General features: G+C 61.5%; 16 protein-coding genes. 5 read left to right on the top strand and 11 right to left on the bottom strand.

Annotation, left to right across the window (positions count from 1 at the left end; genetic code table 11):
- The first annotated feature begins 589 nt into the window (after positions 1-589).
- Positions 590-2,173, top strand: coding sequence for an Eco57I restriction-modification methylase domain-containing protein (locus BI327_RS10355; RefSeq protein ID WP_076860153.1), 1,584 nt, complete (start codon positions 590-592; stop codon positions 2,171-2,173).
- 57 nt (positions 2,174-2,230) lie between these two features.
- Here BI327_RS10355 and BI327_RS10350 read toward each other — a convergent pair whose 3' ends face one another.
- Complete coding sequence (locus BI327_RS10350; RefSeq protein WP_143271573.1) at positions 2,231-2,770, bottom strand: hypothetical protein; 540 nt, start codon at positions 2,768-2,770, stop codon at positions 2,231-2,233.
- Positions 2,771-2,814: 44 nt separating this feature from the next.
- Entirely contained in the window at positions 2,815-3,762 is a 948-nt protein-coding gene (locus BI327_RS10345; protein ID WP_076860727.1) for a S1/P1 nuclease, read from the bottom strand.
- Between the two features lie 243 nt (positions 3,763-4,005).
- On the opposite strand from BI327_RS10345, the gene BI327_RS10340 reads away from it, so the two are divergent.
- A complete protein-coding gene (locus tag BI327_RS10340) occupies positions 4,006-4,743 on the top strand; it encodes an SGNH/GDSL hydrolase family protein (protein ID WP_089025461.1) in 738 nt (245 codons plus the stop codon).
- 229 nt (positions 4,744-4,972) lie between these two features.
- Here BI327_RS10340 and BI327_RS10335 read toward each other — a convergent pair whose 3' ends face one another.
- From BI327_RS10335 to BI327_RS10320, 4 genes are read right to left on the bottom strand one after another with little or no spacing between them, the layout of a single operon-like run.
- On the bottom strand, positions 4,973-5,884 hold the full coding sequence (locus tag BI327_RS10335) for an aldo/keto reductase (RefSeq protein WP_076860150.1): 912 nt from the start codon (positions 5,882-5,884) through the stop codon (positions 4,973-4,975).
- Positions 5,877-6,476: an AAA family ATPase gene (locus BI327_RS10330; RefSeq protein ID WP_083742014.1), complete on the bottom strand. Its 600-nt coding sequence runs from the start codon at positions 6,474-6,476 to the stop codon at positions 5,877-5,879. The genes BI327_RS10335 and BI327_RS10330 overlap by 8 nt, the downstream gene beginning before the upstream one ends.
- Entirely contained in the window at positions 6,473-7,063 is a 591-nt protein-coding gene (locus BI327_RS10325; protein ID WP_076860149.1) for a 3'-5' exonuclease, read from the bottom strand. Before BI327_RS10325 ends, BI327_RS10330 begins: the two co-directional genes overlap by 4 nt.
- Positions 7,054-8,040 (bottom strand): radical SAM protein, encoded by a 987-nt coding sequence (locus BI327_RS10320; protein ID WP_245334763.1) that lies wholly within the window; start codon positions 8,038-8,040, stop codon positions 7,054-7,056. The genes BI327_RS10325 and BI327_RS10320 overlap by 10 nt, the downstream gene beginning before the upstream one ends.
- Positions 8,041-8,292: 252 nt before the next feature.
- Between BI327_RS10320 and BI327_RS43720 the strand changes: the two genes are divergently transcribed.
- Positions 8,293-8,949, top strand: coding sequence for a YiiX/YebB-like N1pC/P60 family cysteine hydrolase (locus BI327_RS43720; protein ID WP_076860148.1), 657 nt, complete (start codon positions 8,293-8,295; stop codon positions 8,947-8,949).
- 164 nt (positions 8,950-9,113) lie between these two features.
- Here the strand turns inward: BI327_RS43720 and BI327_RS10310 are convergent, their stop codons facing one another.
- Together BI327_RS10310 and BI327_RS43070 are read right to left on the bottom strand one after the other, a co-directional pair.
- Entirely contained in the window at positions 9,114-9,743 is a 630-nt protein-coding gene (locus BI327_RS10310) for a hypothetical protein (RefSeq protein ID WP_076860147.1), read from the bottom strand.
- 781 nt (positions 9,744-10,524) lie between these two features.
- The gene (locus tag BI327_RS43070; RefSeq protein ID WP_245334762.1) at positions 10,525-10,878 is read right to left on the bottom strand and encodes a hypothetical protein; all 354 of its coding nucleotides are present in this window, start codon (positions 10,876-10,878) and stop codon (positions 10,525-10,527) included.
- Here BI327_RS43070 and BI327_RS43715 point away from each other — a divergent pair.
- Positions 10,795-10,980: a transposase family protein gene (locus BI327_RS43715; RefSeq protein ID WP_394329852.1), complete on the top strand. Its 186-nt coding sequence runs from the start codon at positions 10,795-10,797 to the stop codon at positions 10,978-10,980. The genes BI327_RS43070 and BI327_RS43715 overlap by 84 nt on opposite strands.
- Positions 10,981-11,519: 539 nt before the next feature.
- On the opposite strand, the gene BI327_RS10300 is transcribed toward BI327_RS43715, so the two are convergent.
- Both BI327_RS10300 and BI327_RS10295 read right to left on the bottom strand, forming a co-directional pair.
- Positions 11,520-12,098: a hypothetical protein gene (locus BI327_RS10300; protein ID WP_143271572.1), complete on the bottom strand. Its 579-nt coding sequence runs from the start codon at positions 12,096-12,098 to the stop codon at positions 11,520-11,522.
- Positions 12,099-12,311: 213 nt separating this feature from the next.
- Positions 12,312-16,091, bottom strand: a complete 3,780-nt coding sequence (locus tag BI327_RS10295) for a vitamin B12-dependent ribonucleotide reductase (protein ID WP_076860144.1) — start codon at positions 16,089-16,091, stop codon at positions 12,312-12,314.
- A gap of 821 nt (positions 16,092-16,912) precedes the next feature.
- On the opposite strand from BI327_RS10295, the gene BI327_RS10290 reads away from it, so the two are divergent.
- The gene (locus tag BI327_RS10290; RefSeq protein WP_076860143.1) at positions 16,913-17,806 is read left to right on the top strand and encodes a DMT family transporter; all 894 of its coding nucleotides are present in this window, start codon (positions 16,913-16,915) and stop codon (positions 17,804-17,806) included.
- 172 nt (positions 17,807-17,978) lie between these two features.
- On the opposite strand, the gene BI327_RS10285 is transcribed toward BI327_RS10290, so the two are convergent.
- Positions 17,979-20,216 (bottom strand): CHASE3 domain-containing protein, encoded by a 2,238-nt coding sequence (locus BI327_RS10285; protein ID WP_076860142.1) that lies wholly within the window; start codon positions 20,214-20,216, stop codon positions 17,979-17,981.
- Positions 20,217-20,218 lie beyond the last annotated feature (2 nt).

The following is a 20,218-nucleotide window of genomic DNA, read 5'->3' as shown; positions in this document are numbered from 1 at the left end:
GAGCGTCTCGATGTCCGTCTCGATCCGACGGGCGAACTGGTCCGCCGTCTGGGGCAAATCGTCATCGAGAAGCGTGCCGATCGATCCATAGGCATGCAGTCGCCGCATCGCGTCGACGAATCCGCCCGAAAGAGCAGCGAGCGGCATGGCCGACCAGGCCCGGCCGGGCGGTGGGGACGCGGGGGTATCCGTTTGGGCGATCCGTTCTCGGCTGAGGTAGGAGCCGACCAGTTCGGCCAGCTCTCGCTCGAGGTTCGGAGCGGACCCGACGACGGCTGAGAGGGTGGTCGCCGTGCCGTACAGGAATGCTTCGAACTCGACCCATTCGAGGGGCGGAAAGGGCCGAACCTCCCATGCGTCCACCCTCGTGCGTTGAATTGACCAGGAATTTTTCAATCTAGAATCGAATTCTGTGGCTGAACAGGAGGACATGGGATCATCCGTTTTCCTGAATATGCCATTAGCTAACCATGCCGGCCTGATGTGGTCAAATATAGGTATATAGGAAAGTCATTTATCCCGTTAACTAACAAAAAAAGCTGCAGAGATATCTGTTCTGAAATTCCGGCACGATGGCTACTGTGTTCCGATGAATCAGCAGCAGACGAGCTACCAGCAGGTCACGAACCGCTTCTTCGGCGCGGTCCGTCGCGCAATCGACACCGAGGAATGGCGGTGTGCGGATCCGGCCACCAGCATCGCGCACGGCCGGATCACGCGCGCTCCGAATCCGGTCCGGATCGCCCACGCCAAGTTGAGGGTTTTGCCTCTTGAGTGGCGGGAACACGCGGCTGCGGTGGTCGCGGCGCTTCAACTCAAGGCCGGCGAGCGGGAACGTCTGGGGGCCTATTTCACTCCTCCGTATCTGGCAACGTACGTGTTGAGCAGGCTCGTTGCTCACGGGTACGATCCGACGCGGCATTCGATCGTCGATCCGGCGGCCGGCGGCGCTGCGTTCCTGGCGCCCCTGCACGGCCTCATTAGTGCTTCGCTGCCGTCGACGGATGCCGGCAGGGCGCTCAAGCTTCTTCGCGGCATCGAAATCGACCGACGGCTCGCAGGGGTTTCGAAGAATCTGTTGGCATGGCGCGCGGCGTTGGCGCGCGGCGTCGACGAGCCGACCGATCGCGACTATCGCGCGGTCGAGGATTGCGTCGAGATTGCGGATACGTTGGAGATAAATGCCGTCGGCAAATACGACGTGGTAGTCGGCAATCCGCCCTACGCGAGGATCGGTCGCGAGGACTACCACAATTACGTTCGGCGTTGGCCCGATCTCACCGACAGGGGCGGTTACCTCAACCTTTCGATGGCCTTCTTGCATCACTGCCGCACCTTCGTGAAGCCCGGCGGTCTCCTGTCGTTCGTCATGCCGGCGAGCATGATCGGCGGGCCGTCATTCGCCGCGTTCCGGAAGTCGATTGCTTCCGAGATCATTGCGATCGATCGGATCGAAAACCGCGAGCGGGTATTTCTCGACGTCATCCAGGACTGCATCGTCGTGACGATGCGTCGGGGCATCGAACAGCGGCCGACCGTCCGCGTCGGCAGCCTCGGGCGCGACGGGAAGGATCGCCTGCTGGGCAATATCAAACTCGATCGCGAAGGCGCGCGCTGGGAGATGCCCGCACCCGAGACGATCGCGACGGGGGCGTCATTGTCGGAAATCGGTTGGACCGGCAAGGTCGGTCCCGTCGTCCCCCATCGATGGGAGGACCGCATCTCGAAGATCCGCGCGGCGTCATCTGTCGCCCTGCTGTGGGCGGTGGCGATCCGACCTGACGGGTCAGTGGACTTCGACCATATGAAAGCGAACGTGGACGGTCACCGCGTCGTCGTCGACACCGAGCTTTCCTACGTCGTGCGGCGGCCATGCCTGGTGATCCAACGGACGTCGAACCGGAAGCAGAAGCGTCGGATCAATGCGGCCGTCGTCGACCGGAGGTTCATCGATGAGGTCGGGCCGTTCGTCGCGGAAAACCACGTCATCGTGCTGACGCCTCCACCCGAAGCGACGATGGCCGATCTGCGTGCGACGGCCGATCTGCTGAACTCTCCTCAGATGAGCGTGCTATACGATCGCGTCTGCGGGACGGCTTCAGTGTCCCTGAAGACCTTGATGTCGATGAGGTTGCCGTCAATGCTCCCGACCAGGTCGCAGAGAGCTGCCTAAGCCTTCCGGCATGCACCTTTGAAATTGCTTCGACGGAAATCCGATTAAAATCGTCCATTACGGCGCGATCTGATCGATTGCCTTTCGGACCTGGTCGACGTCCTCTTTCAGAGCGGTCGGCCGACCGGGCGCAAGTCCGAGTCCCACAAAACTGCCGGCATTCGGGATTCCGGCCGCCGGAAATTCATGGGAGACCCACCCGACCGCGGACGCTCGCATCCAGACTGTTTCGCCGGACATCAGCGTGAACTGGGCGAACTGATCTCGTCCGGCGAGCTGGAGGACGTCGTCCACGGACTCCGTTACCGGCATCAGATTGGCGAAGATCCCAAGTACCTGCGTGACCGGCTTCTTGGGGCCGTTCGACGCGACCTCCGCCGGCAACGGGAAGAAGATCTGCGGCGAGAGGCGGATCGCTTCTGCGCTGACGGTAAATTCGTTGGTCGGCAGGGCTACCACTGCGGTGATCCGCTTGGCGTCGAAGAAGACGGGAGCGCCCGCAATCGGCGTCAGCTGCGCGAGAGGCGATCCGGCGCATGCAGGTCCTGAGACAAGTACCGCGAAGCATACGCAGATAGCCGCAATAGACCGTTTCATCGATGTTCCTCCAAAAGTTCTCTTTGCCGGCGGCCGGCGAAATGTCATTTGAGCGCGGTCTCGACAAGGTTGGCCAATCTGGCGGCAGCTAACGCGGCCCGCGCCCGGGCCACGTTTTTCGCGTTCGTTTCGTAGTCGCGCGTCAGAAGCACCGGATTCTTTCCCGTGCTGACGGGCGGCATGTAAGCGAATTGCTTGGCTAGATCCGCGCTCTCCTGAGCCCAGACGGCCGGATCGGCGATCTGGACCTCTGCCTGGCTGACGCCGACGCTGGACAGCCCATCCTTGTCGTCGGCATCGAAGACGGCTCCATACGGCGACGAGTAGCCGCCGAAAATCGCGTCCCAGTAGGCGTGCAACGCCATGCTCCAGCCGCTCGCCGGGATCACGGACTCCGCGTTGCCGCCGGCGTCGCCGTCGGGGATCTGAATCGTGTACCGGGCTGCTGCGTGAAGTGGCTGATGGGCGTCGCCGACGAGGTGCAGTATCCAGACGAGATCGTAAGAGCGGATGTCGTCGGACGCACCCGAGTTTGCGGGCAAAGCGGCGATCATGACCTTCAGCTGAGTGACGAAATCGACCGGGTCCGTGGCAGGCAGGGGCGTGCCATCCGGCGAGAAGTTCGTGTCCTTGAAATGCCAGTAGGCATGCTGGTTGTGGTCCGAGTAGCCGATGTTCTGGCCTGCCGTAGGGCTAGTGACCGCATCGCGCGTATAGCCGTATTCCTTGGTCTTGATGTCGTCGGCCCAGGTTGCGGCGTGAATGAAGGCGTACATCTTCGCCGTCCTGTCGTCGGACGCACCCGCCGCCCACTTCGCGTAGTCCTTGTTGAGCCGCAGCAGGGCGTCGGCCTTGTCACGGACGGGGTCGGACAAGCGCTTGTATGCCAGGTAGGCGATCTGCATGTGCCCCTCGTCCCACCATGCGCGGGCAGGGGCCGCGACGACGCCGAGAGCCAAGGCCAGAATACCGATCGAAACCGCGCGCCGCACCTGCAAGCCTCCGCTGCCGATTTACCAGAGGTTGCATTCAACTCGGCCAATCTGTCAACGTGATGACAGGCCGATCGAGACAGTCGAGCCATCAGCATGCGATGGATGGGTATTGGCACCCATTGCCAACGAACGACCCAGCCCGTCACGTGAGAGTTTGGTGCGGCAGGCTAGGCCATCTCGCCTAGACGCGCTATTCTGCATCCAACTTACATGATCTCGGCTGCAATCGGCAGGTGGCCCGTGGACAACGATCCCTCGCAGACCATCCCCATCGGGCCGGTCCCCTTTGAGCGCGACCTGCCTCACTTTGCGCGCGGCATCACCAGAGGCAGGCCCAAGATCGTTGCGATCGGCTCGTCGACGACGGCGGGCGAAGGCAGCATCAAGCCTTATCCAGACCGGCTGCCGTCGCTTCTTCAGATCCCTTATCCGAACGCCAAGATTACCATGATCAACGCAGGGATTGGCGGCCAGGAAGCGCCGCTCGAGCTCGAGCGGTTCAATACCGATGTCATCGCCGAGCAACCCGATCTCGTCATCTGGCAGGTGGGAACGAATGCAGTTTGGCAAAGCTCGGACCTGAAGCCGCCGCCTCCCACATTCGACGAAACCATCAACGCCATCCACGACGGGCTCGTCAAGCTGCGAAATGAAACGCGGGCCGACGTGATCCTGATGGACCTCCAATATGTACCGGCCGTCCTGACGCCTGCCAAGAAGGGCAAGGCGATCGCGATGGTGAAAGCAATCAGCAAGTTGGCGGCGGACGCCGAAGGCGTCAATGTGTTCCGCCGCTTCACGTTTATGGAAGCCTTGTACGAGGTCGAGGGAATCTCGTTCGATCGGATGGTCGACCCGGGGGACGAAACCAGACTGCACCAAAGTGATTGGGTCACGGATCGTGTGACGAAGGCGCTGAACGCCGCGATCGTCGACGGCGTCGACAAGGCGTGGTCATCGGTCGCGAATGCCAGCTAACACGACGGGCGCATTCATAGAACAGAACAGCAGACCGAAAAGAGTTGCCGCAGCACCAAAAACCATCCAGAAGGGCGAGTTTCTTGTTGTGGCAGCGCCATGACCTTTGGCTATCGAGCGCCAAATCCCACACGTTTGCTTTTTTCCCAGCACGGGTTGAATTGGATTCTGACTGACCTTGGGAAATACCTAGTCGGAAGAGAATCCGCTCTTGGGAGGCAATGCGGAATTAGATGGTGAGGTCGAGAGCCGCGATTTCCCCATCTGTTAGGATAAGGTCCGTGCTACACGTGTTTGTCCTGAGTTGCTCGATATCGGTCGCACCGGGAATGACTTGGATTGTGGGGCCTTTGGATAGCAGCCAGGCAAGGGCAATCGCGGCCGGTGAAGCGGATCGGGTGGCGGCGATCTGCCACAGCGGTGCAAGCCGGTCGACGAGTTCGGCGTGGCGCTTCGGTTGAAACCGATCATCTTTGTTGCGGTAATCTGTCGGAGATTGTTGGGTCGCCTTCGGTAGCTTGCCTGCAAGTATCCCGCGTCCCAAGGGGGAATAGCAGACGAATTGAGTTTGGGTTCCTAGGAGGCTCGGCAGAAGCGTCTTCTCCGGATCGCGGGCGATCAGAGAGTATTCATTTTGGATGAAAGCAATCGGGTGTATCGCGGAGGCGCGCCGAAGCGAGTCTGGCTGAGCACCGGACAAACCCAGAGCCAACACTTTTCCTTCGCGCGCCAAATCCGCCATTGTGCCGACGACATCTTCGACCGGGACGGCGGGATCAGGCCGGTGCTGGTACAAGACATCCACGTAGTCACGACGCAGTCGCCGCAGCGAGCCTTCCACCGCAAAGCGGATCGACTTGGGTCGGCTGTCTAGCCCCGCGATCTTACCATCGTGAATGCGATATCCGAACTTGGTAGCAATCTCCACTCGCGCCAGATTTGAGCCAAGCGCTTCAGCCAGCAGCTCTTCATTCACATACGGCCCGTAGAGCTCCGCTGTGTCGAAGCTGGAGACACCCAAATCGAGCGCATGGTGTATGATCTTTAAAGCATTATCGCGGCAAACTGGCCCGTAAATCCCGGTCAACGGCATACAGCCCAATCCGATCCGGCGCTTCAGGGCGGAGGAGGAGCTATCCATCGGTGTCTATGTCTGCAGGGCGGGACGAGACGTATCGGACAACGTCCTGCACAATGGTGTCTTGATTGGACGAAGTCAGCGTCAGCGCGTCCGGCGCGTTGTCGGAGACGAGCCGATCGATCCACGACGCGGCGGTTTCACGAAATTCCTCGTCCTGGTCTCGTCCAACGCCAAGGTCGATATCTTTGTCGAGGGATGTCTTGATCAGTCGATCGTACTCGGGCGTGTGCACCCTAACGATCGCGGTCAATTCATCGAGCCGTCGATCTCCGATGCTTCGGTGTGTAAGATGCAGCGCGGCTCTCAGATAGCCCAATGCATCGATGACCGGACGATCGACCAGAATGACGTCAGTGGAGAGGGCGGCCTCGGCTTCGAGGCGCATGCACTGGGTCATGATCCACAGCGTGCTATCGTAGTTATGATCTCTCAGGATCGGAAATCCCATTTTCTGCGCGTCCGAGGCGAAATTGCCCAAGCGGCGGACTCTAAGATTGATCTGGACGAGTTCTCGCTCCAGAGCATCTAAGAACGAGGTCTTGCCTGTCGAATGAGTACCTGTAACGCCAATCTTTATCGGAGGTGAGATCACAAGAGGGATCCTTGCTTCGGATCAAGAATGTTGGCGTCCCTAACCGCCGTCTGGCGTTCATCGCTCGTCAGAGGGGAAAGCAAGTGGACAAACAGGAGCGCGGCCAGCGTCGTATCGTAGAGGGCAGAGTGATGCTGTGCCCCCGTGCGCTGCGCGGCTTGATCAGCAAGTCCGAATTCGTTTCCCAGATTGGCTAGGCTGTAAGACGCCAAACCAGGCTTGAGGGCCTTCGCAAGCTTCAGGGTGTCGATGGCGGCCGACGGGGTCCAATCAGGCAATGATCGCTTGAGAATTTCAACTTCGACCTTGACGTTGTGCCCGACGATAGGCGCGCCCTCGAGCCAAATGACAACGTCGTCCGCGATGTCGCCCATGGATGGAGCGCCGGCGACGTCGTCGTCCGTCAGCCCGTGAATCCGTGTGGCAGCCGGCTGGATCCCGCGTTCTGGCTGCACGAACCAATGGCGTTTGTTGTCAGTCAACGCCAGATGTTCGACCTCCAGCATCGCTAATTCGACGATCTCTGGAGGGGAACCGCCGCTGCCTTCGACGTCGACGACCCAGAACCGCTCGGTCTCTATTTCCATCCGACCTCCGCCCGACCATGCCGCCCGTAAAGGTGCGGGTGCGCTTGATCATGGACCTGGTAGTTCAGCGTGTGCTGAATGAAGTAACGCTGCTGCTCGGAGCTATTGCTGACCTCGATTCTACGCTCATCGATGTCGATGTGATCAGCATCCAACTTAGCTATTTCGGCAAGCTCTCTTACCCTTGAAAGTTCCGGCCGACGATGGGCCAAAGCGCATCGCGCGACCTGCTCAGGAGGGCAGATATCGCAGATCTCTCGTATTCCGTAGTGCCCGTTGTAGTCAGCTGTGCGGTGCAAATAGGCTACTGCGCAAGACGTCTTCCGGAAAATTGGCCGATCCTTGAGTGCGCTGAGGACACGCATTTCCGTCTCCGCCGGGAGGATTTTTCTGCGCGCTATCTGAGGATAGATATCGGGGACGCCGGCAAGCCGAAGATACTCACGAATCTCGGCGCGATGGAATAGACCCGTGAAGACTGTGGCGCCGGCGAGCGAAGACAACGCCAGAGCGCGGTTTAAGTGTTCGTCGCTGTCGTTGAGACCTGCAATGAGCGGACGCCAGTACAGAATCGACTTGGTCCTAGCTGTGTTCTCGTTAAGAACACGGAGTGAGTTTTCGGCATGGAGGCTGTCGACGGGTTCAATCCGGTCATCGTTTATACCTGACCATGTGATCAAGACCGTCAAGCGCAGGTTCTTGAGGCGCTCCAGTCGCGCGACATCGGTGGGCTCGATTTTCCATCGGGTGATGACGAGGACGGGGTTCGTGAGCCCTCGGCTATCCAACCGATCAAGCGTCTCGAGGAGATGGTCCTTGACGCCGGGCAGGAACGGATCGGTCGCCCGGTTGAAGATTTGAATAGGGGTTGTGTGCGGCCGAAACGCCCAATGGCCAACGAGAAGGTCCACCGCTTCGCTATCGCTCAGCACCAGATGGGGCTGCTTCATCTCAAAATTTTGGAAGAGATGACGCACGCAGTATCCGCAATCAAGCGGGCAGCCGACCACATGATTTAGACTAAGGCCGGACTTGCGGTACTCGACCACATTCCGGAGAGATTCTGGCAAGTCGGCTGGGGCAGTTCGAAGTCTGGGCATGGCTTGACGGAAATGCGTTGGATACTCTACCCAGGAGAGATAGAATATCATTAGTATATAAATAGTTGTACATTGCGCAATACTGCTCCTTAGCTCGTCCGGAGCATATGCCTGAGGTGATCTGAGCGGATGCAGAAGCTAAACGATCAGCGACTTCAGGTAGGGGATATAATTCTCACTTCGGGACCAAACAAGGTAAGCAAGGCGGTTCGGCGGGCTACTGGCAGCGATATTTCGCACGCGATGGTCTACGTGCAGCATTCGTCAATCATCGATGCGACCGCCGAGGGTGTGCATTCAAGCAATATCCAGCGCATGTTTTTCGAGGACGACTCGGCTGTCTACGTTTTGCGATCGAGGCTCCCGCTTGGCGAAGAGGCGACCCGTAAGATTACGGACTTTGCAAGAGCCGCTACTGGAACGGAGTATTCCAAAAGTGAGGCTGTCGCCGTCGTGGCACGAAAGATGCGCCGTGCCAGAAGCCGGAAGCAGTTTTGTTCACGACTAGCGGCGCAAGCCTACGCTTTCGGTGGTGTCAGCTTGGTACCTGATCCCGACTACTGCACCGTAGCTCACAGGGTAGACGCAGAACCACCGACCAGGTCGTGGGGGCCGCCCGCGCCGAGTTGGCGGGACCTTTTCGAAGCGCTACCGGGTTACTTTCCTGCTGGCGAGACGACGCGGCACACGGCGCAGCGTCCAAGATTTCGGAGATTGAAGCTCACGAGGCGCTTAGTCGATTACTTCGGTTTGCTCAGTTTGCCGACGACAATTGGAGCGAGCTAACCGCTTGAAGATCTGAATTCCTCTGCGCGGGCGCCGCTCGCATCACGATTTTCGCCACTAGTGAGAATGTCCGTACGGCACCAGTCTTCGGAGCGGTTGAAGTAAGTCGGCGGGCCCGTCCGTTCTCGCTTTAGACGCTAAGCAATGCGAGAATGGAGACGTATTCACGTTTCGGAGCGCAGGAGTTCGTCGATCTCATGCAGGTTATATGAGACGTACGGATCGTAGCGCCGCATCCTGAGTATGACTTCGACGATGGGGGCGATCTGAGTGTCGGATGTCCAGCGATCGATAGACGGATCCATCAAGCGGATCGACCGCGCGATGGCCCGCTGTGCTTCGTCGCGGACACGCCACCAAATGCGATAGCGGCCCAGCGTATCGAGCAAGGAGTCCTCGTCATTGCAATTGAAGAGATCGGCCATATCGGCACATGATTCCATGACCACCTCGGTTTTCTCGTACAGTAGGCGCGACAATCGGAGCGCAAGAAGGGTAGGGGCTTCGAAGGGCGTTTCTGCGACGTGCTCTAGATAATAGCGGTGACGCGCCTTATTGATGAATTTGATCGCTCCTAGGATCTGTTCGGGAGTTTTGAAACGAAGCCCTTTCCAAGCCTCGAGATCTAGCAGGGAACACACCCATGCTACCTGATAGGTCTCTTCGGGCTCCTGCCAAATATTGTCTAGTTCTTCGCGTACGTTCGCAGGAATCTCGGGAATTAAAAAGTCGTCCGGAAGGTCGATCGCACTAACATCAGAACTGTGGACGAGCCGCAGATGGTCGCTTGTCATTCATTTTCTCTCCGGCTCGATAACGAGGCGAGCCAATGGGGACGACGGTTACGCAGAGAGATCGACGAGAAAACAATACCGCTGCTTTGCGTCTTGTGTGACGCGGTGCGAACGGCCTTAATGTCCTAGGAATAATAGGTCTTCGTCGATCGCGTGAACGCCCGCCTTTGCCGAGGCGGGCGTTCTATCTAGCAGGTGTCGATTGTCATCGATGCATTCCTCTCAAATCGATCCCCACTAAGGGACGCGTTAGAGGATGATCGCCTGCCGACCGGAGAGAGTCTCAAAGAATCTCACTTTCGAATGAAACGCGGTCGGACACCGGATACTCGCACGAGTTGCCAACATTGAAGGTGCGTCGTGATGGATCCGGGCGATCGATAAGCGGCCCACAGGCATGCCGGCATTGCCGAATCATTCGACGGCTATAGGAATTTCGATTGAACCCTTCGCCTCGCCAGAATGAGCCAAGCATCGCAATGATGGCAGCTTGGCACGGTGCTTTACGGTTACTCCTCCGCTCGTAGAGCTCAGGCCGCAAAGCTTCTCACGAATTGTTGAACATTCCATGTCGCGTCAGGGCGTCAAGCCGTTAAGGGACGCGCCGCAAGTTGCGTCGATCAGAGACTTGCCGCGTACGGACGAGGAATCGAGTTAGCGCGGCGCCACACGAAAAGCCGAGTGCCTGACTCGGTACTTTCCAGGAGTAGTCGTAGAGACACGGCGGTCGGTAGTATCTCAGACATCCTGAAAGCTCATGAACGATTTCACAAGCTTGCGCTTAACGATTACGCGGATCACGAAGCGATGCTGTGGACCGATCGGCACCGTTGTCAACGCAGTTGCCAATCAAGATCCGCCCAGGCGTTGTGCCAAGTGCGGCGACCCTCGATCGCTGCGTCGCCATGGCAGGAAGACCGCCATGTTTCGCGATCTGCCTCAAGGGGATGGGGTAATCGTTGGGATCGCAGTCGAGCGAGCGAGATTTCGATGCCGCTTCTGCGGAATGACGTTTCTGCAGCGCCTGCCGGACTTGGATGACAGGTTCCGCATGACCGAACGCGCGGTTGAGCGCATCAGCGTCGAAGTCCTGCGGCGCCCGTTCTCCGCAATAGCCGCGGACTTCGGAGTTCATGAGAAGACCGTGCGGAGGATCGCAAAAGATCGCGTTCCGGCCCTGACGGGCACTCGCCGGTCGTCATCCAAATCGAAGTTTGATGGGCAGGATGGTTGTTGACGGTGCTCCACACAAAAAGCCGAGCGCGTCGACCAGCGTTGCGATGATTGTGCGGGCGCCGCGGGGTGAACAGGATGACCAAACGCGTTGAATTGCTCGGTTAGACCACACGAAAAGCCGAATGGCGCCATCTAGAGCACGCACTCAGTGCCCTTGAAGTGGCCGAAATCGCGCCAATCCGAAAAACTCAGTGCTTCAGGCAGAGCTGTCCGGGGACGCGTTGCCTTGGCCGCCGCCACTGGTGTCGAAACTCGACTGGACCACATGAAAAGCCGAGTGTCGCCGCCGTCAGGCTTCGGTTCGTCCAAGCATTGTACCGCTAGGAGAGCCGCGTTCCAGCTCCGGCGGGACAAGCCCCACGGTCGACGTCCGAATCACGACCTGCTCGGCGGGACCACCATTGATCGAGTGCCACACGAAAAGCCGGATGATGCTGCCTTAGCTGCGTCGGTGCGTCGTCGAGCAAATATAGATCGTTGCTTTGTTCTGAAACGAGCCGCTTCAGCACCGTCTAGCCCGATCGTGGGGGCTAGTCGCGGTTACCGGACTGCCGATTGTATCTCCGTGAAAAAGACGCGGGCCGAGAGGACGTCGATGCCATGTCGGACTGCGAGTTCTTCGGGAGAGGCGGAGCCCGGATCCACGTTATCGCCTATTAGCAGCGTCGCCGCGAAAACATTAGCTTGGAAGTCAATTGAACCGAATGCCGAGACAAGGACCCTTCGCGTTTCGCAGCCGTCTGGCGGGTACTTTTCGAGGAGCAGCGCCCGTGTCTCCGGATGCCGGAGCGCGGCATGAGCGAACTCCCGTGCGATGGCAAAACGCGCGTAACCGTCTCCAAAAAGCGCCTTCCGGCGCGCATTCTCCGGAATCCGTACGACGAAAGTCGAGCCTTCCAATGTTGTGCGCCCCGGATGGCTTCTGATGTCGTCGTTCACAAAACATAGCTGGAAAGGCGCCCGACCGCGCACTGTCCAGATTTCGCGGACCCGTGTCAGCGACAGCAGGTCAATCCGATCTAGACCTTCCCAGCCAAGACTGTGCCGAGCCAGGATTGCATATTTCCGGGTCTGGGTGGCTTCGAGCCGGTCGATCAGATGATCTTCGACGGTGCGCATCTCGGTGTCTTTCACTGGCTTCCGGAAGGAATTCACTCGTTGGCGAAGGGGGCTTAGTCAGCGGTCAGACTCCTGAAACACGATCGCCGGCGGCTTTGAAAAAAAGCCGCCGGCGAGAATATTTTTCTTTGGACATTTAACTGTGGTCGAAAAGGACACCGGAGAGTGCTGGATGGCCAACTTGGCCTGCACTCCACAGCGCTATCTACCGCATCACGAACATCCCGTCGTGCTGCCGCAAGTATCGCACTTCATGCAGGTCCCATTCCGCACCAACGTGAAGTTGCCGCACTCCGAGCACATCTCGCCTTCGTAGCCCTTGGCCTTGGCTTCGGCGCGACGCTCGGCCTTGGACGGGGCGGCGGCTGCGGCGGTGCCGGGCTTGCTCCACTGTTGCAGGGCCTCGAGCTTCTCGGTCGGCGAGAGGTCGTGGCTGACTTCCTGCTTCAGGGCGACCGCGCCTTCGACGGTGTCGGAGGCGCCGCGCGCGGTTGCGCCGTGGGAGGCAAGCGCGGTGACGCGGCTGCCGCCGGCGGGCGCGCTGTCGGAATTGCCGCTGACTGCCGCCGAGCCGCCGCGCATGACGACGAGGTTGTCGGTGCGCGACCGGGTCAGGCCCTTCGACAGATACTTGGTGGCCTGGTGCTGGGCGGGCGCCTCATCCGGCTCCTTGCCTTCCTCGACGCCCTTGCCGAGCGCGTCGAAGCCCGACTCGTTCGGGTCGACATGGGCGAGGTCGAAGCGCGACATGTAGCTCACCGCGAGCTCGCGGAAGACATAGTCGAGGATCGAGGTCGCGTACTTGATCGAGTCGTTGCCCTGTACCGGACCCGCGGGCTCGAAGCGGGTGAAGGTGAAGGCGTCGACATACTCTTCGAGCGGCACGCCGTATTGCAGGCCGAGCGAGACCGCGATCGCAAAATTGTTGATGAAGGAGCGGAGTGCGGCGCCTTCCTTGTGCATGTCGATGAAGATCTCACCGAGCCGGCCGTCGTCATATTCGCCGGTGCGGAGATAGACCTTGTGGCCGCCGACCACCGCCTTCTGGGTGTAACCCTTGCGGCGATCGGGCATCTTCTCGCGCTCGCGCATCACGACGATGCGCTCGACCAGCTTCTCGACGATCTTCTCCGAGACCTGGGTGGCACGCGCGGCCATCGGCTTCTCGTAGAGCGCCTCGACCGCATCGTCCTCGTCCTCATCGTCGCTGATGAGCTGCGAGTTGAGCGGCTGCGACAGTTTCGAGCCGTCGCGATAGAGCGCGTTGGCCTTGAGCGCCAGCTTCCACGACAGCAGGTATGCGGACTTGCAGTCCTCCACCGTGGCGTCGTTCGGCATGTTGATGGTCTTGGAGATCGCGCCCGAGATGAACGGCTGGGAGGCCGCCATCATCCGGATGTGGCTCTCGACCGACAAATAGCGCTTGCCGATCTTGCCGCAGGGGTTGGCGCAGTCGAACACCGGATAGTGCTCGGCCTTCAGGTGCGGGGCACTTTCCACCGTCATCGCGCCGCAGATATGCACGTTGGCGGCTTCGATCTCGCGCTTGGTGAAGCCGACGGCCTGGAGCAGGTCGAAGCCCGGCGCAGCAATCGCCTCGGAGCCGATGCCGAGCTGGTCGCGGATGAAGTCCTCACCAAAAGTCCACTTGTTGAAGGCGAACTTGATGTCGAACGCGGTCGGCAGCGCCTTCTCCACCTTGGCAATGGCTTCGTCGGTGAAGCCCTTTGCCTTCAGCGTCGAGGCGTTGATCCCGGGCGCATTCGACAGCGAGCCGTGGCCGACGGCGTAGGCCTCGATCTCGGCGATCTCGCTCTCGCGATAGCCGAGCGCGCGCAGCGCCGCCGGCACCGCCTGGTTGATGATCTTGAAGTAGCCGCCGCCGGCGAGCTTCTTGAACTTCACCAGCGCGAAGTCGGGCTCGATGCCGGTGGTGTCGCAATCCATCACGAGGCCGATGGTGCCGGTCGGCGCCACGACAGTGGTCTGGGCGTTGCGATAGCCGTTCACTTCGCCGAGCGCCAGCGCGTCGTCCCACGCCAGCCTGGCGTGCGCGACGATGTCGGCCTGCGGGCAGGAGGCGTGATCGAGCGGCACCGGGTTGACCGAGAGCGCCTCATAGCCAGTCGCGTTGCCATGGGCGGCGCGGCGGTGGTTGCGGATCACGCGCAGCATGTGCGCGGCGTTCTTCTTGTAGCCGGGGAAGGTGCCGAGCTCGGCCGCCATCTCCGCCGAGGTCTTGTAGGAGATGCCGGTCATCACGGCGGTTAGCGCGCCGCACAGCGAACGGCCTTCCTTGCTGTCATAGGGCAGGCCCATGGTCATCAGCAGGCCGCCGATATTTGCAAAACCGAGGCCGAGGGTGCGGAACTCGTAGGACAGTTCGGCGATCGCCTTCGACGGGAACTGGGCCATCATGACGGAGATTTCGAGCACGATGGTCCAGAGCCGGCAGAGATGCTCGTAGGACTCGACGTCGAAGCGCTTGGTGGTCGTGTTGTAGAACGTCAGCAGATTGGCGGAAGCGAGGTTGCACGCCGTGTCGTCCAGGAACATGTATTCCGAGCACGGATTGGACGCGCGGATGTCGCCGGACGCCTTGCAGGTGTGCCAGTCGTTCATCGTGGTGTTGAAGTGCAGGCCGGGATCGGCGGAGGCCCAGGCGGCGTAACCGATCTTCTCCCAGAGGTCGCGCGCCTTCAGCGTTTTTGTGACTTTCTTGGTGGTGCGGCCGACGAGATTCCAATCACCGTCCGTTTCGACCGCGCGCAGAAAATCGTCCTTCAGCGACACCGAATTGTTGGAGTTCTGGCCGGAGACGGTGAGGTAGGCCTCGGAATCCCAGTCGGTGTCGTAGGTGTCGAACGAGATTTCCTTGTAGCCCTGCTTGGCGAACTGGATGACGCGCTTGATGTAGTTGTCGGGCACCAGGCTGCGGCGCGCGAGCTTGATCTCGCGGCGGAGCGCCGGGTTCTTCTCGGGGTCGAAGCAGTCGTCGCCACTGCCTTCGCAGTTCACGCAGGCCTTCATCACGGCCTTGAGGTGCTTCTGGTTGATCTTGGAGCCGGTGACGAGGGCTGCGACCTTCTGCTCCTCCTTCACCTTCCAGTCGATATAGGTCTCGATGTCGGGATGATCGGCATCGACCACGACCATCTTGGCGGCGCGGCGGGTGGTGCCGCCCGACTTGATCGCGCCGGCTGCACGGTCGCCGATCTTGAGGAAGCTCATCAGGCCCGACGAGCGGCCGCCGCCGGACAGCTTTTCGCCTTCGCCGCGCAGGCTCGAGAAGTTGGAGCCGGTGCCGGAGCCATACTTGAACAGGCGCGCCTCGCGCACCCAGAGGTCCATGATGCCGCCCTCGTTGACGAGGTCGTCGCCGACGCCCTGGATGAAGCAGGCATGCGGCTGCGGATGCTCATAGGCCGACTTCGATTTGGTCAGCTTGCCGGTCTTCCAGTCGACGTAATAGTGGCCCTGGCCGGGACCATCGACGCCGTAGGCCCAATGCAGGCCGGTGTTGAACCACTGCGGCGAGTTCGGCGCGACCATCTGTTTTGCCAGTTGGAAGCGGAGCTCGTCGTAGAAGGCGAGGGCGTCTTCTTCCGAAGAGAAGTAGCCGCCCTTCCAGCCCCAATAGGTCCAGCAGCCGGCGAGGCGATCGAACACCTGTTTTGCGCTGGTCTCACCGACGATGCGCTCGTTCTCGGGCAGCGACGCCAAGGCCTCGGTGTCCGGCACCGAACGCCACAGCCACGACGGCACGGTCTCTTCCTCGACCTTCTTCAGGCGCGCGGCGACGCCGGCCTTGCGAAAGTACTTCTGCGCCAGCACGTCGGAGGCGACCTGCGACCAGAACTCCGGAACCTCGACGTTCTCGGCGCGGAACACGACCGAGCCGTCCGGATTGCGGATCTCTGAGGTGGTCAGGCGGAAATTGATCCCGGCGTAGGGGGATTGTCCGCTGGTGGTGTTGCGTCGTTCGATTCGCATGGTCGAGCCCCGTCTCTTCGTTCTGCCCGGCCCCACGTTTCCCCGCAGGTTGCCGGAATGTTATCTGTTCGCGGACTCTGGGAACACGTGTGGGCACGCCTCCCGTCATCCGCAGCTCAGCCGGTGGATCCGGCCTGTTTTCTCTTCACCGTTCGGCGCCGGTGTGACCCGGCCCTGCGGTGGCACAATCCCTAGGGGGTTGCCCGGCTGGCCGGGTCCTCCAGGTCATGCATTCAACCCCAAACGCTTCACGCGACACGTCACGCTTACGCTTCTCGCGGGCCGGTTACGGCCTCTGTTTCCGGGTCCTTCTCGGCCCGTTTGTCGCCCCCAACCTGGCCTAAGACCTGGGCCCAAAATCAGGGCAGAAACGCCCTTCACCGCGGCCCGAAGGCCTGGCGGAGTGGTCATTTTGGAACCCTTGTGGGAGCGACCGGCGGGGACCCAAACACACTCGCGCCGAACAGGTTGAAAGCTAGGCCATGTCCGTTGCGCCCGTCAAGGACTAGTACGAGTTTCTGAATCAAACACTAAATATGGTGGAAGGAGGGGGATAACAGGGGTCGATGCCGCGCCTGTGATCGGGCCAACTATCGGTGAGTCCTCAGGGATTCCCAAGCCAAAAAAATTCACCCCGCCTGTGGATTGGAGTTTCGCCCCGCTGTTCACAGGCGAAGTTTTTATTCGCCGTCCCGGATTGAATTTTGGGGACTCACGTAGGCCTACGGGCAAACTACGGATCAGGCATGTCAGAGGCGTGATGGTCGGGCGACAAAATCGCGGGCAAGCTGCGGCCGACTCACATCTCCCTGCCGGGTTCCATGACAGACCAGAAGCCTCACGCGCGGCCGCGCCTTGCGCCCGCCGGCCTGATGTTCCTCGCCATCACCTCGGTGGGCTGGGGGTTCAACTGGCCGTCCACCAAATTCCTGCTCAGCGAGCTGCCGCCGCTGACCCTGCGCGGCACCACCGGGGTCATCGGCGCCGTGCTGCTGGCCGCGCTGGCGCTGATCCGTTCCCAGAGCCTGCATGTCGAGGCGAGGCTGTGGCCGCGGCTCGTGCTGTATGCGGCGCTCAACGTCACCGGCTGGATGGTGCTGATGGGGCTGGCGCTGCTCTGGCTGCCGGCGAGCGAGACGGCGCTGATCGCCTACACCATGCCGGTGTGGGCTTCGCTCCTGGCCTGGCCGGTGCTCGGCGAGCGGCCGACCCTGCTGCGGACCATTGCGCTGGTGATGGCGTTCGCGGGGCTCGCCGCGATCATGGGCGGCAACGGGATTTCCGCGAGCGAGGAGAAGCTGCCGGGCATCATCATGGCGCTCGGCGGCGCGTTCGGCTTCGCGCTCGGCACGGTGCTGGCGAAGAAATACCCGCTGGTGATGCCGCCGATCCCGGCCGCGGCCTGGCAGATCGGTCTCGGCTGCGTGCCGATCGCAATCATAGGCCTGCTGATCGAGACCACGCATATCGACCGCATCACGACCGTCGGCTGGTGGCTGCTGGTCTATTCGACGCTGATCCAGTTCTGCGTCGCCTATGTCGCGTGGTTCGCAGCCCTTGCCCGCCTGCCGGCCTCGGTGGCCGCGATCGGAACCATGGCGGTGCCTGTGATCGGCGTGATCGCCTCGGCCGTCGCGCTGCATGAGCCGCTCGGGCCGACCCAGATCACAGCGCTGCTGTTCACGCTCGCCGGCGTCGCGCTGGCGACGCGGTAGCTCGCATCTAACCCCGTCATCCTGAGGTGCGAGCCTTGCGGTGCACTTGCACCGCTGGGCGAGCCTCGAAGGATGAATCGGCCACCAGCCGGGCCGTGCATCCTTCGAGGCTCGCCGAAGAGGCTCGCACCTCAGGATGACGGGCTAACGGAACATCGCGGCAAGAGTCACATCACTCGCCGAGCGCCTGCTGCAGCATGCTGGCGAGCTGCGCCTTGCGGTAGGGTTTTGCCAATAGCAGTACGCCTTCATCGAGCCGGCCGTGATGCACGATCGCGTTCTCGGTATAGCCTGAGGTGTAGAGCACCTTGAGGCCGGGCCGCCGTTTCCTCACCTCGTCGGCGAGCTGACGGCCGTTCATGCCGCCGGGCATGATGACGTCGGTGAACAGCAGGTCGAACTTCTCGCCCTTGTCGACCAGCGCCAGCGCGGCGCGGGCCTCGGGCACGGCGATGGTCTTGTAGCCGAGGCTGGTCAGCTGCGTGACCACGTAGTTGCGCACCAGCTGGTCGTCTTCCACCACAAGGATCACCTCGCTGCCGCGCCGCACCGGCTCCGGCGCTGCGGCCTCGACCTCGACCTGGCCGCGGGCAGGGGGCAGATAGAGCTTGATCGTGGTGCCGTGGCCTTCCTCGCTGTAGATCTTGATATGGCCGCCGGACTGCTTGACGAAGCCGTACACCATGCTCATGCCGAGGCCGGAGCCCTTGCCGACCTCCTTGGTGGTGAAGAACGGCTCGAACACCTTGTCCTGCACCGCGTGCGACATGCCGGTGCCGGTGTCGCTGACCGCAAGCAGCACGTAGCGGCCCGGTGTGATGTCGGGATTGACAGCAGCATAGGCGTCGTCGAGCACGATGTTGCTGGTCTCGAACAAGAGCTTGCCGCCGTTCGGCATCGCGTCGCGGGCGTTGATCGCCATGTTGAGCAGCGAGTTGGCGAGCTGCGACGGATCGATATGGACGCTGGCGACATCGGGCGCGAGCACCGAATTGATCTCGATCTGCTCGCCGAGCGTCGGCCGCAGCAACTTCGAAATGTCGACCACGGTGCCGTTGATGTCGACGGTGCGCGGCTCCAGCGGCTGGCGGCGGGCGAAGGCCAGCAGATGCTGGATCAGCTCGCGGCAGCGTTCGGCGGCGCGGTCGATCAATTCGGCGGTCTGCGCCAGCTTCGGCTGGCTGCGCAGGCTGTCGACCAGCGTCTCGGTGGTGCCGGTGATCACCGTCAGCATGTTGTTGAAGTCGTGCGCGACGCCACCGGTCAGCTTGCCGATGGCGTCGAGCTTCTGCGCCTGCTGCAGCTTGTGCTCGGTTTCGCGCGAGGCGGTGATGTCGTGATAGATCAGCGCCGCGCCGGTGATGGTGCTGTCGCCGTCGCGCAGCGGGCGGCCCGATACCACGAGGTGAATCTCCGGCGAGCCGCGCACCGGCCTCGCAACGAATTCCAGCCCGTCGAATTCCTCGCCGCGCAGCGCCTTGGCCGAGGGCATGTCGTCGGCCAGCATCGGCGTGACCCCGTCGGCCTGGAACACGGTGCTCATGGCGCGCAGCTGCCGCACCGTCATGCCCGGCTTGTAGCGCAGCATTTTTTCGGAGGCGGGGTTCGAGAGCAGCACGGTGCCGGTGCTGTCGATCACCAGCACTGCCTCGGCCATGGTGCGGAAGGTGGTTTCCATCACCGAGGTGGAACGGCGGAGCTCCTCGAGCGCGGCGCCGAGATCCTTGGTGCGCTCGGCCACCTTGCCCTCGAGCGACAGATTGGTCGCCTTGGTGGCACTGAGCGCGCCCTGCAATTCGCGGCTGGCGCGCCGGGCCGTCAGCGTCAGCGCGACCGCGAGCGCCAGGATCATCGCGACGCCGGCGAGGTCGATCGCCAGCAGCAGCCGCCCGTTGGTCTTCGACTGGTCGGTGCGGATCCCGAGCAGGCGGCGTTCCTCGGTGACCAGGCGATCGAGCGCGGTGCCCACCTTGTCCATCAGCCCGCGGCTCTCGTCCGTGGAGATCAGCGCCGCGGCACCGGCCGTATCACCGGCCGTGCGCAACCTGATCAGTTCGGCGCCGAGCGCGATGGCGCGCTGGATCTGTCCCTTGGTGCCCGCGAGCAGCTGGGCCTCGTTGGGCGCCGCCTTCACGGCGGTCGTCAACTCGTCGAAGGCAGCGGTGAGGGCTGTGCTCTGCTCGCGAAACTCGTCGGCGAAGGAGGCGTCGCCGGTCAGGGCAAACCCGCGTGCGGCGCTCTCGACGGCGCGCGGCAGCGGGCGCGCGTCCGAAATGCATTTGAGGATTCTGAGCGTACGGTCGACCGAATCAATCTCGCTGCGCGACTTGACGTCGAGCCCGATCGACGCCGCGCTGATGACGAGGAGGATCGCAAGGCCGCTGCCGAGGATGAGACGCTGGGAAGCCATCG

It is taken from the genome of Bradyrhizobium mercantei (genome assembly GCF_001982635.1).
GTDB classification, from domain to species: domain Bacteria; phylum Pseudomonadota; class Alphaproteobacteria; order Rhizobiales; family Xanthobacteraceae; genus Bradyrhizobium; species Bradyrhizobium mercantei.
The sequence above is the reverse complement of the archived record's forward strand: the minus strand, read 5'-3'. Positions and strand labels throughout refer to the sequence as shown.

Excerpts from the sequence above, each read along its gene's own strand:
- BI327_RS43715 (WP_394329852.1), top strand. The coding sequence starts at position 10,795 with ATGACCGAACGCGCGGTTGAGCGCATCAGCGTCGAAGTCCTGCGGCGC.
- BI327_RS43720 (WP_076860148.1), top strand. The coding sequence starts at position 8,293 with ATGCAGAAGCTAAACGATCAGCGACTTCAGGTAGGGGATATAATTCTC.
- BI327_RS10300 (WP_143271572.1), bottom strand. The coding sequence starts at position 12,098 with ATGCGCACCGTCGAAGATCATCTGATCGACCGGCTCGAAGCCACCCAG.
- BI327_RS10310 (WP_076860147.1), bottom strand. The coding sequence starts at position 9,743 with ATGACAAGCGACCATCTGCGGCTCGTCCACAGTTCTGATGTTAGTGCG.
- BI327_RS10325 (WP_076860149.1), bottom strand. The coding sequence starts at position 7,063 with ATGGAAATAGAGACCGAGCGGTTCTGGGTCGTCGACGTCGAAGGCAGC.
- BI327_RS43070 (WP_245334762.1), bottom strand. The coding sequence starts at position 10,878 with ATGAACTCCGAAGTCCGCGGCTATTGCGGAGAACGGGCGCCGCAGGAC.
- BI327_RS10335 (WP_076860150.1), bottom strand. The coding sequence starts at position 5,884 with ATGGATAGCTCCTCCTCCGCCCTGAAGCGCCGGATCGGATTGGGCTGT.
- BI327_RS10350 (WP_143271573.1), bottom strand. The coding sequence starts at position 2,770 with ATGAAACGGTCTATTGCGGCTATCTGCGTATGCTTCGCGGTACTTGTC.
- BI327_RS10295 (WP_076860144.1), bottom strand. The coding sequence starts at position 16,091 with ATGCGAATCGAACGACGCAACACCACCAGCGGACAATCCCCCTACGCC.
- BI327_RS10290 (WP_076860143.1), top strand. The coding sequence starts at position 16,913 with ATGACAGACCAGAAGCCTCACGCGCGGCCGCGCCTTGCGCCCGCCGGC.
- BI327_RS10355 (WP_076860153.1), top strand. The coding sequence starts at position 590 with ATGAATCAGCAGCAGACGAGCTACCAGCAGGTCACGAACCGCTTCTTC.
- BI327_RS10285 (WP_076860142.1), bottom strand. The coding sequence starts at position 20,216 with ATGGCTTCCCAGCGTCTCATCCTCGGCAGCGGCCTTGCGATCCTCCTC.